This is a genomic window from Stenotrophomonas sp. ATCM1_4, from assembly GCF_004348115.1.
In the GTDB taxonomy this organism is placed as follows: domain Bacteria; phylum Pseudomonadota; class Gammaproteobacteria; order Xanthomonadales; family Xanthomonadaceae; genus Stenotrophomonas; species Stenotrophomonas capsici.
In genome coordinates, this window is sequence record NZ_QPFB01000001.1 from 1,496,331 (window position 1) to 1,512,805 (window position 16,475).

16 protein-coding genes are annotated in these 16,475 nt (G+C 68.5%); 4 read left to right on the forward strand and 12 right to left on the reverse strand.

Annotated features, from left to right (window positions below; translation table 11 throughout):
* Positions 1-76 precede the first annotated feature (76 nt).
* The 4 genes from ATCM_RS07155 to ATCM_RS07170 all read right to left on the reverse strand — a co-directional run bounded on the left by ATCM_RS07155 (position 77) and on the right by ATCM_RS07170 (position 2,646).
* Positions 77-352, reverse strand: a complete 276-nt coding sequence (locus ATCM_RS07155) for an SHOCT domain-containing protein (RefSeq protein ID WP_132863732.1) — start codon at positions 350-352, stop codon at positions 77-79.
* Between the two features lies 1 nt (position 353).
* The gene (gene hemB / locus ATCM_RS07160) at positions 354-1,343 is read right to left on the reverse strand and encodes a porphobilinogen synthase (protein WP_132863734.1); all 990 of its coding nucleotides are present in this window, start codon (positions 1,341-1,343) and stop codon (positions 354-356) included.
* A 31-nt stretch (positions 1,344-1,374) separates the two neighbouring features.
* Positions 1,375-2,289: a bestrophin family ion channel gene (locus tag ATCM_RS07165; RefSeq protein WP_132863743.1), complete on the reverse strand. Its 915-nt coding sequence runs from the start codon at positions 2,287-2,289 to the stop codon at positions 1,375-1,377.
* Between the two features lie 108 nt (positions 2,290-2,397).
* Positions 2,398-2,646 (reverse strand): hypothetical protein, encoded by a 249-nt coding sequence (locus ATCM_RS07170; RefSeq protein ID WP_132863745.1) that lies wholly within the window; start codon positions 2,644-2,646, stop codon positions 2,398-2,400.
* Between the two features lie 143 nt (positions 2,647-2,789).
* Here ATCM_RS07170 and ATCM_RS07175 point away from each other — a divergent pair, with 143 nt between their 5' ends.
* Positions 2,790-3,212, forward strand: a complete 423-nt coding sequence (locus tag ATCM_RS07175; protein WP_132863746.1) for a hypothetical protein — start codon at positions 2,790-2,792, stop codon at positions 3,210-3,212.
* Between the two features lie 115 nt (positions 3,213-3,327).
* On the opposite strand, the gene ATCM_RS07180 is transcribed toward ATCM_RS07175, so the two are convergent.
* A complete protein-coding gene (locus ATCM_RS07180; protein WP_132863748.1) occupies positions 3,328-5,109 on the reverse strand; it encodes a DUF885 domain-containing protein in 1,782 nt (593 codons plus the stop codon).
* 218 nt (positions 5,110-5,327) lie between these two features.
* Positions 5,328-7,556, reverse strand: a complete 2,229-nt coding sequence (locus tag ATCM_RS07185; RefSeq protein ID WP_132863750.1) for a S9 family peptidase — start codon at positions 7,554-7,556, stop codon at positions 5,328-5,330.
* A gap of 102 nt (positions 7,557-7,658) precedes the next feature.
* Between ATCM_RS07185 and ATCM_RS07190 the strand changes: the two genes are divergently transcribed.
* Positions 7,659-8,966, forward strand: a complete 1,308-nt coding sequence (locus ATCM_RS07190) for a WD40 repeat domain-containing protein (RefSeq protein WP_132863752.1) — start codon at positions 7,659-7,661, stop codon at positions 8,964-8,966.
* Between the two features lie 49 nt (positions 8,967-9,015).
* Here ATCM_RS07190 and ATCM_RS07195 read toward each other — a convergent pair whose 3' ends face one another.
* Positions 9,016-9,705 carry a glutathione binding-like protein gene (locus ATCM_RS07195; protein WP_132863753.1) on the reverse strand — a complete coding sequence of 230 codons (690 nt, stop codon included), beginning with the start codon at positions 9,703-9,705 and terminating at the stop codon, positions 9,016-9,018.
* A gap of 108 nt (positions 9,706-9,813) precedes the next feature.
* Between ATCM_RS07195 and ATCM_RS07200 the strand changes: the two genes are divergently transcribed.
* Positions 9,814-10,398, forward strand: a complete 585-nt coding sequence (locus ATCM_RS07200; protein WP_132863755.1) for a TIGR00645 family protein — start codon at positions 9,814-9,816, stop codon at positions 10,396-10,398.
* Between the two features lie 190 nt (positions 10,399-10,588).
* On the forward strand, positions 10,589-11,608 hold the full coding sequence (locus tag ATCM_RS07205) for an energy transducer TonB (protein ID WP_132863757.1): 1,020 nt from the start codon (positions 10,589-10,591) through the stop codon (positions 11,606-11,608).
* 255 nt (positions 11,609-11,863) lie between these two features.
* Here the strand turns inward: ATCM_RS07205 and ATCM_RS07210 are convergent, their stop codons facing one another.
* From ATCM_RS07210 to ATCM_RS07230, 5 genes are all read right to left on the reverse strand, one after another.
* Positions 11,864-13,057, reverse strand: coding sequence for an ABC transporter permease (locus ATCM_RS07210; RefSeq protein WP_132863758.1), 1,194 nt, complete (start codon positions 13,055-13,057; stop codon positions 11,864-11,866).
* Positions 13,054-13,809 carry an ATP-binding cassette domain-containing protein gene (locus tag ATCM_RS07215; RefSeq protein WP_132863760.1) on the reverse strand — a complete coding sequence of 252 codons (756 nt, stop codon included), beginning with the start codon at positions 13,807-13,809 and terminating at the stop codon, positions 13,054-13,056. The genes ATCM_RS07210 and ATCM_RS07215 overlap by 4 nt, the downstream gene beginning before the upstream one ends.
* A gap of 30 nt (positions 13,810-13,839) precedes the next feature.
* Positions 13,840-15,330, reverse strand: coding sequence for an alpha/beta hydrolase (locus tag ATCM_RS07220; protein WP_132866097.1), 1,491 nt, complete (start codon positions 15,328-15,330; stop codon positions 13,840-13,842).
* A 71-nt stretch (positions 15,331-15,401) separates the two neighbouring features.
* The gene (locus ATCM_RS07225; protein ID WP_132863762.1) at positions 15,402-15,599 is read right to left on the reverse strand and encodes a helix-turn-helix transcriptional regulator; all 198 of its coding nucleotides are present in this window, start codon (positions 15,597-15,599) and stop codon (positions 15,402-15,404) included.
* A 7-nt stretch (positions 15,600-15,606) separates the two neighbouring features.
* The gene (locus ATCM_RS07230; protein WP_132863763.1) at positions 15,607-16,191 is read right to left on the reverse strand and encodes a hypothetical protein; all 585 of its coding nucleotides are present in this window, start codon (positions 16,189-16,191) and stop codon (positions 15,607-15,609) included.
* Between the last annotated feature and the right edge of the window lie 284 nt (positions 16,192-16,475).

Here is a 16,475-nt window from a genome sequence, read left to right on the forward strand (position 1 = left end):
TGGCGCAGCCAAGGGGAGGGTCGGGGAGGGGTGCCTGACACCACGCGCGGGAAGGAAGCTTCCGCGCGAAAACCGCTCAGCCCTTCAGCAACTCGGCGCGCCGCTTCTCGTACTCGGCCTCGCCGATCTGGCCACGCTCCTTGAGCTGGCTCAACGCGCGCAGGCGGGCATCGGCCTCGGGCTGCAATGCGGCTTCACGCTGCAGCCGCTCGGCGGCCGAGTGCAGCTCGGCCGGGCGACGGCGCGCACGCACGATCGCCACGATCACCGCCAGGGTCACCGCCGCGAATATGCCCACCCCGGCCAGCCACACCACCCAGTGGTACACCTGCACGCCTGCACTCGGTTCCATCTCAGTCCTCCTTCAACCAGCGCGCTATCTGCGGCGCGTAGTAGGTCAACACGCCATCGGCACCGGCGCGCTTGAAGCCGATCATCGTCTCCATCACGCACGCGCGCTCGTCCAGCCAGCCGTTGAGCGCGGCGGCCTTGAGCATCGCGTACTCACCGCTGACGTGGTACGCGAAGGTCGGCACACCGAACTCCTGCTTCACCCGGCGCACGATATCCAGGTACGGCATGCCCGGCTTGACCATGACCATGTCCGCGCCTTCCTCCAGGTCCAGCGCGATCTCGCGCATGGCCTCGTCGCTGTTGGCCGGGTCCATCTGGTAGGTCTTCTTGTCGGCCTTGCCCAGGTTGCCGGAGCTGCCCACCGCATCGCGGAACGGGCCATAGAAGGCCGAGGCGTACTTGGCCGAATAGGCCATGATCCGGCAGTTGATGTGGCCGGCGGCGTCCAGCGCGCGGCGGATGGCGCCGATGCGGCCGTCCATCATGTCCGACGGCGAGACGATGTCCACGCCCGCCTGCGCATGCGAGACCGACTGCTTCACCAGTGCCTCGACGGTGATGTCGTTGAGCACGTAGCCGCGCTCGTCGATGATGCCGTCCTGGCCGTGGGTGGTGTACGGGTCCAGCGCCACGTCGGTCATCACCCCCAGCTCGGGGAAGCGCTGCTTCAGCGCGCGCACGGCGCGCTGGGCCAGGCCGTCCTCGTTCCAGGCCTCGGCCGCGTCCAGCGACTTGCGCGAGGAGTCGATCACCGGGAACAGGTCGATCACCGGCACGCCCAGCTCCAGCGCCTGCTCGGCCTCGCGCAGCAACTCGTCGATGGACATGCGGTCCACGCCCGGCATCGAGCCGACCGACGCGCGGCCGTCCAGCTCGTGCACGAACACCGGCCAGATCAGGTCGTCGGTGGTCAGCGTGTGCTCGCGCATCAGGCGGCGCGAAAACGCGTCATGGCGCATGCGGCGCGGACGGTAGAGGGGGTGGCCCATCGCGGTACTCCTTGGTTCCAATGGCAATGATTCAGTGCAGCAGGTAGCCCTGCGGCTGCAGGGGCTCGGGCAGCGGCCGATGGCCGAGCGCGTCCAGCACGTCGATCTCGATGGTACGCACCATCGCATCGAGCGGCAGGTCGTTGGGCTCCAGGCCGAACGGCTCTTCCATTTCCTCGCCCAGCTGGTCCAGGCCGAAAAAGGCATAGGCCAGCAGCATCGACACCACCGGCGTGGCCCAGCCCAGCGCACCAGCCAGGCCGAATGGCAGCAGCACGCAGAACAGCCACGCGCAGCGGTGCAGCAGCAGGGTGTAGGCAAACGGCAACGGGGTGCCGGCGATGCGCTCGCAGGCGGCCTGCACGCCGGACATCGCGTGCAGGCGTGTTTCGAACTGCGCGTACAGGTACGGGTCCAGCTGGCCGGCGTGCAGCGGCACCGCCAGTTCGCGCCCCAACTGCGCCAGCACGCCATCCGGAAGGTTGCGTCGTTCCAGCACCGGGGCCTGGTCCGGGGCCAGCCACGGTGCGGTCGCCGCGGCCTCGTCGCCGCCGCGCAGGCGGGCGGCCAGGGCATGGGCGAAACCGATCAGCAGGTGCGAGGTGCGCGCCTGCAGCGCCGGCTGGCAGGCCAGCAGCGCGGCCGCCTCGCGCGCGAAGCTGCGCGACTCGATGACCAGCTGCCCCCATTGCTTGCGGCCCTCCCACCAGCGCTCGTGGCAGGCGCTGTTGCGGAAACTCAGGAAGATCGACAGCACCAGGCCAAGCAGGGTGAACGGCACCACGGTGACGCCGTCACGGCCGAATGGGTGCCAGTACCGCTCGAATGCCGCCACGGCCACCGCCAACGCGCCGATGGCCAGCACCTTGGGCGCGATGGCCGGCACGATCGAGCCGCGCAGGATGTACAGCAGCTGCCAGCCATGGGGGCGGGGTCGGATGATCATCGGGGGATTACGCCTGTCGCTGGCCCTGACGGCCGGGAAGCACCCCGGCCAACCCCGTTATTTTACGCCCCCTGCCCGGCCATGGCCGTTCCCCCGGTCGGCGGGGCTTCAGATGATGCCGCCACCGATGCTCAGCCGGATCACGCCGACGATGATGACGATGGCGTTGAGCACCAGGCCGGTCTTGGCGCGGCCACGCTTGGTGGCGTGGGTGAACAGCAGGCCGATGGCGGCGATGATCGCGCCCACCGCGGCGAACGGGATCAGGAACCAGTTCCCCCAGCCCAGCAGCGGGATGAAGGCCAGCACCATCCACAGCAATGCCGCGATACCCCAGATAAGGCTGATCAGTCCCATGTCCTTTCCTCCATCAGAAACTCACTGCAAGATAGCCCGGAAATGCCCGTGTTCAAGTGGCCGCCGTCGCGGCAACCAGTTCGCGGCCGATTCAGTCACGGCCGTGGATCATCCGCAAACACCGATCACCGGGGAGTGAAGCCATGAAATTCCCGCTCGCCATCGCATTGGGCCTGGCCCTGGCCACCGGCGGCTGCGCCAGCACGTCCAAGGTCATGCTCGGCCAGGCACGCACGCCGGTGGATCCGGCCACGGTACAGATCTATTCCACCCCCCCGGCCGGCGCGGTCGAGATCGCCCAGCTGGAGTCCTCCAGCGCGGTCGGATTCGGCACCCAGGGCCAGACCGACGCGGCCATCGCCCGCCTCAAGCGCGAGGCCGCCGCCTTGGGCGCCAACGGCGTGATCCTGATGGGCGTGGGCGCCGGCGGCTCGCCGGTGGGCATGTCGGTCGGCGCCGGCAGCTACGGCCGGCACAGCGCCGGTGGCCTGAGCGTGGGCATCCCCACCCAGCAGAAGCGCGCTGCCGGCGTGGCGATCTGGGTGCCGCCGGGCGCCGGCAAGTAAGCCAGCGCCGGCGGGAGCGGCTTCAGCCGCGAAAACCCATAGACATCTGCCATGGGTGGCTTCGCGGCCCAGGCCACCCCTACAAGACAGAAGGGCGCCTTGCGGCGCCCTTCTTTCACTTCCGGCGCTGGGCCGGAATGAAGACCTCGTTGACCGCCGTGGCCAGCTGGTCCGGCGGCAACAGGCCCTGGTCGAGCAGGAAGTTGTTGAACGCCAGCCGGTCGAACCGGTCGCCCAACGCCAGCTCAGTCTGCATGCGCAGCTCCAGGATGCGGGTATAGCCATAGAAGTAGCTGCAGGCCTGGCCCGGCGAACGCACGGTGTAGCGGTCCAGTTCCTGGGTGGCCATTGCCTCGGACAGGCCCACGCCCTCGACCAGCACCCGGCGGGCCTGTTCGCGGTCGGTCTGGCCGAGGTTGAGCATCGGGTCGAGCATGGCGCGGGCCGCACGCAGCAGGCGGAACTGCAACGCGATCATCTGCCCGTCCAGCGGTTCGAACGGCACCATCTCGGCTTCGGCGTACAGCGCCCAGCCTTCGACGTTGACCGAGTTGAACGCGAACAACGTGCGCGCCAGCGAGATGCCCCGCTCGACCATCGCCGCGAACTGCAGGTCGTGGCCGGGGCGGCCTTCATGCGCGCTCAGCGTCCACGCCGCCGAGCCGAAGTTGAAATCGTCGTACTGCGCCTTCCCGCCTGACGCCGGGTTGCCCAACGGCAGCACGAAGGTACCCTGCTGGCCGGTGTTGCCGACCAGCGGCGCCGGAAGGTAATGCGGGGCCGGGGAAGCGGCGCTTTCGGCCTCGCTGCCCAACCGCATCTGCAACGGCCGCTGTGGCACGTCGACGATGCCCTGCCTGCGGATGATCGGGTCGATCGCGTCGATGACGCCGCGGTAGTGCGATTCGAGCTGGTCGTTGCCGATGGTGTCCTGCTTCAGCGCGCGGATCACCGCCACGTAGTCGTTCGGGTCGGCGACCTTCAGGCCCTTGTCCTTGGCCACCAGCGGTGCCAGCTGGCGCATCGCCGCACGGGTCTCCATGTATTCGAGCTGGGCACGGCGCACCAGCAGCGCCGGGTCGATGTCCACGCCCACTTCCTTGAGCTGGAAGGCATACAGCTCGGCCGGCAGGCGGTTGTCAGTGCGTGCCTGCGGCAGCACCTCCTTCTGCGTCCAGGCGATGTAGTCCTTCATCTGCGTGGACAACGCGGCCAGCGCCGCATCGGCGCCTTCGATCTTGTACTTGGCGAACAGCTTGCCGATGCCGTCGATGTAGGTATCAACGTTGGCGATAGCCTGCTCGACCTCGATCTTCGTCGGTTGCAGCAGGTTCGGCGTACCGCTCTTCTCGGCGTATCGCTGGCGCGCCAGTGTGGCTAGCGGCTGCGTGCCCGGTGCCTGCCCGACGTAGGCCTTCAGGCGGTCCAGTGCCTTGGCGCGACGCTCGGCCGGCACCTGGTCGGAGAGCAGCCCGTTGAGGCCGCTGAAGACGGTCTGCGGCACGTCCGCCCACGGCATCAGGTGCTGCTCGTTGAGCGTGCTGCCCTCGATGTTGCGCTCGGCCGTGGCGATCATGATCTCCAGGTCCTGGCGCACGTTGGGGTCACGCTCGAGCTGGAGCTTCTCGCGCAGCCGCTCGCGTGCACTGCCCAGTGCCTGGCGGTAGCGCGCGGCATTGTCCGGCCCCAGGTCCACCGCCTTGTCGTCGTAACCCGGCACGCCGAAGAAGCTGGCCATCTCCGGCTGGAACGGCGCCTGCGCCTGCAGCAGGATCTGCGCCAATTCGTTGCTGTGGGTGACCCAGGCGGGGGCGGACTTGGCCGCAGGTGCGGCGGCGACGCTGAGCGGCAGCGGGGCAGCCAGGGCAAGGGCGAGAGCAAGGACCAGCGGCTTCATGGGGTAACTCCGGTGTGGATGCCGGGAAGCTACGTCAGGCCGGAGTTTTGCGGCAAGGGTGGGAAGTCAGGGGCGGCAGGGCGTTGGAGCGCTACCCCTCCCCCGTCCTCCCCTTGCTGGCGCAAAGGGAGGGGGTAAAAGCCGGCGTCACCGCACTCTTCCCGATCAAGCAGAACTGCTCCCTCCCTTTGCGTCACAAGGGGAGGGTTGGGGAGGGGTCAGGGCTTCAGGCAACGCCCCAGGAAGTTCTCGGCGATGCGGTAGCGGTGCAGTGCGTTGGCACCGGACAGGCCATGCTTGGCACCCGGGTAGGTCATCAGTTCGAACGGCTGGCCACGCTTCTGCAGCGCGCTCATCAGGCTGGTCGAATTGGTGAACAGCACGTTGTCGTCGGCCATGCCGTGGATCAGCAGCAGCGGCGAGGTCAACCCGTCGATGTGGGAGAGCACGCGGCCCTCGGTGTAGCCGGCCGGGTTGGCGGCCGGCAGGTTCATGTAACGCTCGGTGTAGTGCGTGTCATACAGGCCCCAGTCGGTGACCGGCGCACCGGCCACGCCGCAGGCGTACTGGTCCGACGCCTTGGCCAGCAGCATCAGGGTCATGTAGCCACCGTTGGACCAGCCCTGCACGCCGATCCGGCTGCCATCCACCCAAGGTTGCGCCTTCAGCCACTCCACGCCCTTGAGCTGGTCGGCCACCTCCACCGTGCCCTGCACGCCGTACAGCGCACCGCCGAAATCACGGCCACGGCGCGGCGTGCCGCGGTTGTCCAGCGAGAACACCACGTAGCCGTGCTGGGCCAGGTACTGGTTGAACAGGTGGTCGCCACGGCCCGGCCAGCTGTCGGTCACGGTCTGCGAGGCGGGGCCGCCGTACACGTACACCGCCACCGGGTACCGCTTGGACGGGTCGAAGCCTTCCGGCTTGATCAGGCTGTAGTGCAGCGGGGTCTTGCCGTCGGCGGCGGTCAGCGTGCCGTACTCGACCGGGCGCTGCGCTTCCACGTACCGGGCGTAGGGGTGCTTGGGGTCGGCCAGGTCATTGTCCAGCAGCGTGGCGATCTTTTCGCCATTGGCGCGGTACAGCTCGATCTGCGGCGGCGTGGTGCTGTTGGACCAGCTGTCCACGTACACGCTGGCATTGTTGGCAAACGCGGCGCTGTGCATGCCCGGCGCGTGCGAGAGCTTGACCGGCGTGCCGCCGGCCAGCGGCACGGCGTAGATCTCGCTGCGCAGCGACGATTCGACGCCGGCGCGGAAGTAGGCCTTGCCGGCGTCCTCGTCCACGGCCAGCAGCTCGTCCACCGGCCAGTTGCCCGAGGTCAGCGCGGTCAGCTGCTTGCCGTCGGCGCTGGCCAGGTACAGGTGCTGGAAGCCGCTGCGCTCGGACGACCACAGGAAGCGACCATCCTTGAGGAAGCGCAGGCTGTTGGTCAGCGGCACCCAGGTCTTGCTGGTCTCGGTGGCCAGCGTGCGCTGCCTGCCATCGGCCAGGTTGGCCTCGATCAGTTCCAGCGTCTTCTGGTCACGGCTCTGGCGCTGGAAGGTGAGGTGCTGCGGATCGCGCCAGTTGACGCGCGCCAGGTAGATGTCCTGTTCCTTGCCCAGGTCGACCCAGGCCGCTGCCGCGCCGTCACGCGGCGCGACCACGCCCAGCTTCACCAGCACGTTCCTGTCGCCGGCAGCCGGGTAACGCTGCTCGATCATCTCCACGCGGTCGGCGTACATCTCGTAACGCTTCTGCACCGGTACCGGCGATTCGTCGATGCGGGCGAAAGCGATGGCCGAATCATCCGGTGCCCACCAGTAGCCGGTGTGGCGGTCCATTTCCTCGTCGGCGACGAACTCGGCCACGCCGTTGCCGATGGTCGCGCTGCCATCGCGCGTCAGCTGCATCTGCTTGCCGCTGGCCAGGTCGATCACCCACAGGTTGCGCTCGCGCACGAAGCTGACGAAGCCGCCCTTGGGCGAGAGCTTGGCGTCGGTGGTGAAGCCTTCGCCATGGGTGAGCTGGCGCACCGCCTCGCGGCCCTGCTTGCCCAGGTCGTACAGGTACAGCTCGCCGCCCAGCGGGAACAGCAGGCTCTTCGCGTCCGGCGACCACTGGTAGTCGACGATGCCGCTCAGCGCGGCGATGCGCTGGCGCTCGCGGCGTGCCTTCTCGGCATCACTGAGGGTTTCCTCGCCGGGCAGCACCACCTTCGAATCCACCAGCAACCGGGTCTGGCCGCTGGCGATGTCGTATTCCCACAGGTCCAGCTGGTTGCGGTCGCTGTCCTTGCCGCGCAGGAAGGTCACCCGCGAACCATCGGGGGCCACCTTGGGCTTCATCAGCGTCGGGCCGGTCAGCGGCGCATTGCCGGTGATGGCCTCCAGGGTGAGTTTTTCGGCTTGGGCGACTGCAGGCATGGCACACATCATGGCAAGGGCAAGGAACAAGGAACGCATGGGATTCCTGTCGAAGGCATCACGGATCGCGCCATCCTAACGGAGCTGCCCCTACAGTGCCGGGGCCAAAAGTCCTGCATTCACATGGAGCTTCCCACGGTCATGGCCGACGTAACCCCGCAACAACAATGGCATGACGCCGTACATTCCTACGCCCACCATCTCAACGCCTATATCGCCAAGGGCGACGCCTGCGGCTGGGAGGGCATCGGCGAACCCGATGACCCGCCGGCGCTGTCGGCACTGCTGCCGGAACTGCGCCAGCAGCTGCGTGCCGCCAATGCCGAAGGCAGCGAGGCGGCCATTGCCCGCCTGCGCAGCCAGTGGCCACCCCTGCACGAAGCCACCAGCCCCTTGCTGGAAGACAACGGCCAAGGCTTCGGCGCGCTGGCCTGGCGTGCCGACGGCAGCCTGCTGATCCGCACCGGCACTTGGTACGAACCCGGCCAGGTGCTGCGCCTGCAGGGCCTGGAAGTCACCCCGGAGCCGGACCTGCAGATGTTCGGCAGCAGCCCGGATGGCCGGGTGCTGGCCCTGCTCCGCGAGGGCCGGATCGCACTGGTCCACGGCGCCGACGACACCCCGGTCGCGGTGCTGCCGCTACCCACCGGCCAGGAAGGGCTGCCGTCCGTCCTGGCCGCGCTGGCCGAAGACGACGCCACCGTGCAGCAGCTGGTGCCGTTCAACGATGGCCAGCGCGTGGTGGTGGTGCAGGCCGGCGGCGTGTTCCTGTGCAGTGCCACCGGCATCCAGCGCCTGCTGCCTGCCGCCCGTGAACTGGAAGAGGCCGCCGGCGAAGACGACCCCTACGGCGTGCGCCTGGACATGGTGCATGCGGCGGTGTCGCCCGACGGCAACTGGATCGCCTGCGGCCACCAGGACGGCCGCCATCGCATCTTCGACGGCCACGGAACGCCGGTCAGCGAGGTCGGCCCGCACGGCGAATACCCGCACCATGCGGCGTTCTTCGCCGATGGCCGGCACGTCGCGCTCAATGCCTGCCACTTCTACAACGGCGCCACCATCGGCGTGCAGGTCGCGGCGCTGGCCCAGATCGACACGGACTTCTATGAAGACCACCCGGCGGTGCGGGTGATCGAACCCGGTGCGCGCGTCTATGCCAGCGCACCGCTGCCGGAAGGGCTGGTGCTCGGCGACGCCTATGGCTACCTGCGTGCGGTGGACAGCGCGGGAACCGTGCTGTGGAAGCAACACGTCGGCAGCACCATCAGCGCCATGGCCACCTCACCGGACGGCCGCACGCTGGCGGTGGGCAGCCATTCGGGCACGCTGCACCTGCTCGACCTGGCCTCGACCGACGCCCGCCCCGAGCAGGTCGGCACCCACCCGCGCCGCGAACTGCGCCGCTGGCTGTTCTGGAAGCAGGAAGCACGGCCGCTGGCCTGGTGAGCATGGCCCCGCGGCGGCGGGGCCATGCCACGGGCAACGCTGGCCGGGCTCAGCGTTGCCCGAACAGGTGCCGCTTCTCTTCCTCGCTCAGTGGCTGCCCGGCCTGCGGGTTCACGGTCGGCCCGATCGCATAGGCGCGCTGGGTGGCCGGGCGTGCGGCGATGGCCTGGTGCCAGCGGCGCAGGTGCGGGAAGGCGTCGAAATCCACCGGCAGCTTGGCGTAGGCACCGATCCACGGGTAGCTGGCCATGTCAGCGATGCCGTAGTCGTCGCCGGCCAGGTAGGCCGACTGCTCCAACCGCTTGTCCATCACCCGGTGCAGGCGGCGCACCTCGCTGTCATAGCGCTCGATGGCGTAGGGAATGCGCTCGGGCGCATACACGTTGAAGTGCCCCATCTGCCCGCTCATCGGGCCCAGCCCGCCCATCTGCCAGAACAGCCATTCCAGCGTCGCGGCTCGGCCGCGCAGGTCGGTGGGCAGGAAACGGCCGGTCTTCTCGGCCAGGTACAGCAGGATCGCGCCGGACTCGAACACGCTCAGCGGCGCACCGCCGTCGGCCGGGGCATGGTCGACGATGGCCGGCATCTTGTTGTTCGGCGAGATGGCCAGGAACTCGGCCTGGAACTGGTCGCCCTTGCCGATGTTGACCGGGTGGATGCGGTATTCCAGGCCCGCCTCCTCCAGGAACAGGGTGATCTTGTGGCCATTGGGGGTGGGCCAGTAGTGCAGGTCGATCATGAACACGCCTCCATCGGGACTGACACCGAGTGTACCGAGGCATACCGCTTGGCAGCGTGTGGGGGCGCCCGTTAACCTGCGCGCTTTCCGCAACGCAGCATCCCTTTCATGTCCGACCGCAAACCGTTGAGCCCGCTCTCGTCCCTGATCTTCGCCTCGCGTTGGCTGCAGTTGCCGCTGTATCTGGGCCTGATCGTCGCGCAGTGCGTCTACGTGTTCCTGTTCGGCAAGGAGCTGTGGCACCTGATCACCCACGCGCAGACCTGGAGCGAGCAGCAGATCATGCTGATCGTGCTGGGCCTGATCGACGTGGTGATGATCTCCAACCTGCTGGTGATGGTGATCGTCGGCGGCTATGAAACCTTCGTCTCGCGGCTGCGCCTGGACGGCCACCCGGACCAGCCGGAGTGGCTGAGCCACGTCAACGCCTCGGTGCTGAAGGTCAAGCTGGCAATGGCGATCATCGGCATCTCCTCCATCCACCTGCTCAAGACCTTCATCGAGTCCAGCCAGGTCGGGGCGCCGCTGTGCACCAAGGCGCTGACCGAGGCCGGCGAGCTGTGCTCCAAGTTCACCGCCGACGGCGTGATGTGGCAGACCATCATCCACTGCGTGTTCATCCTGTCGGCGATCGGCATTGCCTGGACCGACAAGCTGATGAGCAACGGCCACGCCAAGCCGGCCGCGCACTGAGTACCCCCGATGGGCGCCACAATGTGACGTCCATCACTTTTTCACCCTGTCACAATTTTCTGGCACCGCAGCCCGGTTCGGCGATGCTAGATTCGCGCTTCACTGTCGGCCGCCGCGGCTTTGGGAAACGCCGCGCCTTCTCGCCCATCAGGCACGGCCGTCCACGTTCGTCGATTCAAGGGGATGTTTGATGTCGTACGTCACGAAGCAAGGCAGGCTGCGCCTGTTGGCACCCGTCGTTCTGCTGGCCTCGCTGGCCGCCTGTTCCGGACCGGATGAAACCGCGCCTGCCGCCGCCAATACCGCCGCGGCTCCGGCCGCCGCCGCGCAGGCGGCCGCGGCCGACAAGGCCGCCTCGGAGAAGGTGCAGGGCATGGACACCGGCACGTTGCGCGATGCCGCCAGTGCCGCGCTGCGCGAGAACCGCATGTACGCCCCGGCCGGTGACAACGCGATGGAGTACTACCTGGCCCTGCGCGACAAGCTGCCCGACGATGCCTCGATCAAGAGCGCACTGACCGACCTGCAGCCCTACACCCTGATCGCCGCCGAGCAGGCGCTGGCCCGCGAGGACTTCACCGAAGCCCAGCGCCTGATCGCGCTGGTGGAGAAGGTCGACCCCAGCGCCCCGGCGTTGCCGCGCCTGAAGCAGGGCGTGACCAGCGGCATCCAGGTCGCCGAGCGCCGCACCACCGACGAAGCCGACAAGGCCAAGCGTGACGCCGAGAACCGCGCCAAGCAGCAGGTCGAGCAGCAGCGCCTGGCCCAGCAGCAGGCCGCCGAAGCCTCGGCCGCCCAGCAGCTGGCCGCCCGCCAGGAAGCCGCGCGCAAGGAAAGCGAGCGACTAGAGGCCGAGCGCCAGGCCGCCGCCCGCCGCGAAGCCGAGCAGCGCAGCGCCGCCCAGGCGGCCGCCGCCGCTGCCGCCGCGCCGAAGCCGGCCGCGGCCCCCGCCGCCCCGACCCTGCGCGCGGTCAGCACCCCGGCCCCACGCTACCCGGCCGATGCACTGCGTTCGGGCACCTCCGGCGAAGTGCTGGTGGAACTGACCATCGGCACCGACGGCTCGGTCACCGACGCCCGCATCCTGCGTGCCACCCCGGCGCGCGTGTTCGACCGCGAAGCACTGGCCGCGGTCAGGCGCTGGAAGTTCGAGCCGATGGGCAGCCCGGTCACCACCCGCCGCACCCTGGCCTTCGCACCGAACAAGTAAGCCCGCAGGTGCATGATGGCGACGAAGGCCCGGAGCGATCCGGGCCTTCTGCGTTTTGCCCCGTGCGGTAATCGTGCCGGCGACGCGCGGATGCGGTGCCGACAGGGCTGCAGCCGCACCGGTGGTCCGGAAGCGATGGGGCCTGCCCTGCCGACATCGCGCCACACCACGTCCCGGGCAGTGCCGTGCCGACCGCTGCCCACCAAACAGAAGGCCCGGTATTCGCCGGGCCTTCTGCATCGCACTGCGGGTCGATCAACCCGAGATCGCCAGGCGCTCCTGGCGGTAACGCCATACCGCGATCCCCCACAACACCAGCGCCAGGCCCAGCGAGGCCAGCAGGTACACCACCCACTGCGTGGCCGACGGCATCTCGCCACGGGTCACCTTCACCAGCATCTGGTTCTGCGACAGGAACGGCACCGCGTACTGCCACAGCTGGGTGTCCTTCAGCGGATAGGCCATCAGCGCGTAACCCGGCAGCATCGGCAGCATCATCAGCCAGGCGATGTGGCTCTGTGCTTCCTTCATGCTCTTGGCGCTGGCCGCCAGGCAGGTCAGCAGCGCGGTGCCGATCACCACCAGCGGCAGCAGGATGGTCAGCAGCTTGCCCATCGCCGCGAAGCTCACGTCCAGCGACGTGGCCGCGCCGGTGCCCATGCTGGCGCTGAGCTTGAAGGAGAGCAGGATCAGCAGCATCGACACCAGCCCGACCGTGACCGCGGCCAGCATCTTGCCGCTGACCAGCGCGCCACGCGCCGCCGGCGTCGCCAGCAGGGGCTCCAGCGACTGCCGCTCACGTTCGCCGGCGGTGGTGTCCATCGCCAGGTGCGAGCCACCGATGAAGGCCGACAGCATCAGCACCAGCGGCAACACGATCGACAGGAAGATGCCACGCTTGGCCTCGGCCGTGGCCAGGTCACGCGTGCCGACGTTGACCGGCGCGGCCACCTTCGGATCCACGCCGCGCGCCAACAGCCGCAACGCCCCCACCGACTGGCTGTACTCGCCCAGCGTGGTCTTCAGCCGCATCACCTGCACGTCGCTGGTACGGCGCGTGGTGTCGGCCAGCACGTCGACCTTGGCCGGCTTGCCGGCATGCCAATCCTCGGCGAAGTCCGGATCGATGATCAGCGCCACGTCGTCCTTCTGCGCGCGGATGCGGGCCTCGATGTCCTTCGGCGCCTCAGTGGCGTTGATGCCGCGGCTGGCCAGGAAGGCCACCAGGTTCGGCGCCTGCGCCATGCCGACCACCGGCAGGGCCAGGTCCTTGTCCAGCTGGTTCTCGGTGCGCAGGCTGGTCAGCTTGCTCATGCCCAGGAACATCAGCGGGTACAGCAGCGGTGCGGTCAGCAGGGTGAGCAGGAAGGTGCGGCGGTCACGGGCGAAGTCGCGCAGCTCCTTGCGCATCACCGTGATCATGCAGCCCAGGAATCCGGTCCGGTTCATGCGTGCAGGCCCTCCTCGCTGCCGATCAGCTTGACGAAGGCATCCTCCAGGTTGGACTCGTGCGCATGCTCGCGCAGCTCGTCCGGAGTGCCCTGCGCCACCACCCGGCCATGGGCGATGACGACGATGCGGTCACACAGCGCCGCCACCTCCTGCATGATGTGGCTGGAGAAGATCACGCAGCGCCCCTCGGCGCGCAGCTCCTTGAGGAAGCCGCGCAGGCCGCGCGTGGTCATCACGTCCAGGCCGTTGGTCGGCTCGTCGAGGATCACGTTGCGCGGGTCGTGGATCAGCGCGCGGGCAATGGCGGTCTTGGTCCGCTGGCCCTGGCTGAAGCCCTCGGTGGCGCGGTCCAGGAAGTCCTCCATCTGCAGCGCGGCGGCCAGCCGCGCGGTGCGCGCGGCGATGTCGGTGGCCGACATGCCGTGCAGCTCGCCGAAATAGTCGATGTTCTCGCGCGCGGTCAGGCGCTTGTACACGCCCCGCGCGTCGGGCAGCACGCCCAGGTTGCGGCGCACCGTGTCCGGGTCCACCGCCGGGTCCACGCCATCGACCAGCACGCGGCCGCTCTCCGGCGTCATCAGGGTGTAGAGCATGCGCAGCGTGGTGGTCTTGCCGGCACCGTTGGGGCCGAGCAGGCCGGTGATCTCACCATCGCGCGCGGTGAAGCCCACCTCGTCCACGGCGATCACCGGGTTCTTGTCCTTGCCCCTGCCGGGGAAGGTCTTGCGGAGTCGTTCTGCAACGATCATGTAAGCGGATTCCTCAGTGATGCGTCGAGATCACGGTTCCCAGCCATTGAAGCTGGTGAACGGTGGCACGTAGTTGATCTTGTCCAGGCAGCTCGCATCCAGCGCGCGCGCATCGGCCTTGTCCATGAACTCGGTGAACAGCTTGGGCATGCAGCCGGCACCGATCACGTTGTGGCCCTGCCCGCGCAGCACGAACAGGCGGCCATTGGGCAGGTGCTTGACCACTTCCTCGCCATAGCGCGGCGGCGTGACCGGGTCGAACTCGCCTTCCAGCACCAGTGCCGGCACCTGCGTGGCCAGCGGTGCGTGGAAATCCGCCGGGGCCTTGCCCTTGGGCCACACCGCGCACATCGCGGCCAGGCCTTCGGCCATGCGGTTGCCGAGCACGGTGTGCTCGTCGCCGGCGGTGGCGACCATGCTGTCGGCATCCTCGCTGCAGACCACCGACAGCTGCATGCCCATGGCCATGCTCTGGCTCATGTCCGACTGCAGCATCTGCGCCAATGCCATCAGGTTCTCGTAACGGCCGGCGCTGGCTTCGTGGATCAGCTTGGGCAGCAGCGCGCCGGCGGCGGGCATGTAGGCGTACATGCGCACCAGCCCGGCGACCAGGTCGGCGTTCAACTCACCCTGTTTCTGCTCACCGGTGGCCGCATCGCGGTAGGTGACGCTGACCGGTTGCGCGCGCAGGCGTGCCAGCAGCGCGTCCAGTTCGGCGCGCGGGTCGCCCAGGGCGTCCTTGCACGAAGGCGTGAGGGTGCACTGGGCGAACTGCTTGGCCAGCGCATCGTCCAGGTTGCGCGCGAAGATGTTGCCCAGTGGCTGGCTGTTGGGCACCACCGAGTCGAGCACGATGCTGCGCGTCTGCTGCGGGTGGCGCATGGCGTACTGCTGGGCCACGCGGGTGCCGTAGCTGACGCCGATCAGGTTGATCTGCTCGGCGCCGATGGCCTTACGCACGTCCTCCAGGTCGGCGACCGCGTCGGTGGTGGTGTAGTGGCGCAGGTCGGCCTTCTGCGAGAGCGTGCGCGCACAGGCGGCCGCATGCGCGCCCATGGCCGCGGCCGACACGTCGGTGCCTTCGCTGTCGGCGCAGGCCAGCAGGTTGGAGTCGCCGGTGCCGCGCTGGTCGACCAGGATCACGTTGCGCTGCTCGCGCACCTTGGTGAAGGCCGGGTCCAGCATCGGGTAGCTGTCCACCGCCGACTGGCCGGGGCCGCCGGCCAGGAACAACACCGGGTCGGGCTTGAAGTTGCCTTCCTTCTCCGGTGCCAGCCAGGCGATGTTGAGGGCGATCCGGCGACCCTGCGGGTTGGCCCGGTCCTCCGGGACCTGCAACGTGGCGCATTGCGCCTCCAGGCTGGCGCGGCCGAACGTCGAGTCCAGGCTGCACGGCTTGAACGCCAGTGACCCCAGCACCATGCCCTTGGCGGGAGCAGCATCGGGTGGGGAGGCACTGCATCCCAGCAGGCCGCCGGCGACGGCCATGCCCAGGACAGTGGTACGGATGGTGCGGGACATCATCGGAACAGCCCCTCTCGGTTGAAAGCGTGGATTTGGACCTGCTGCATCACCAGACGCAGCATGGCCGGCTATGTGACATCAGGGAAGAAGATCCCCTCGATCTTCTGCTCGAACACGCGGGCGATGCGGAACGCCAGGGGCAGGCTGGGGTCGTACTTGCCGGTCTCCAGCGCATTGACCGTCTGCCGCGACACCTCCAGGCGTTCGGCCAGTTCCCCCTGCGACCAGCCCCTGGCTTCGCGCAGTTCGCGCAGACGGTTCTCCATCCCGGCCTCAGTGGTAGCGCCGTGCGACCACGGCCTTGGCCAGGCCGTAGGACAGGCAGACCAGCGGGAACACCCAGATCATCGCCACGTTGGACGGCACGTCGATGACCTTGGCCGACTGCAGGAAGCCCCCGGTCAGGTAGACCAGCGACACGAACGCGGTGGCGGCGCTGACCGCTTCCAGTTCGATGCGCTGCTGCATTTCATCGACGTCGCGGATGTAGCGGACCATCGCGCGCAGCACCAGCACGATCGGCGGTACCGGCAGCAGTGCGATCAATGCGCGCAGCCCGGCGCCTTCGGCGCCACGCAGCAGGTACATCGACAGGCACAGCAACACCACGTAGCCGAGCATGGCCACGACCACTTCACGGGTGTAGCGACGGCGCAGGGTCGGGGTGGCGGCATCGCAGCCGGCCGGCATCAACCGGCGCAGCACGCCGGCGATCAACAGGCCCAGGCCGATCCCGGCCAGCACCCCGGCCGCGCGTGCGTTGACCAGCGGCGCCAGCAACTGCTGCAGCAGCACGCCGCCCAGCAGCAGGACCGCGCCACTGCCCAGCAGCCACCATGACAACGCAGGGCGGCTCATGGCCGTTGCCCCACGCGCGGGTTGGCACGGGAACGCATGAAAGTGCGTGTCTGGCGCATGGTCCTGCCCTGTAAAGGATGCTTGACACATCCTGCAGTGCGGGCCCGGCCTCTGTCAAGCGTCCTTTACAAGCCCACCAAAGCGATGCGTGCCTCAGTGCGCCCGTTGTACCGCCATGCGCGCGTCGCCGCCGACCAGGCCCGACTCCAGCCCGTAACGCAGCAGGTCCAGGTCGCGCTTGAGGCCGAGCTTGAGCATGGCCGCACCCTTCTGGCTGCTGATGG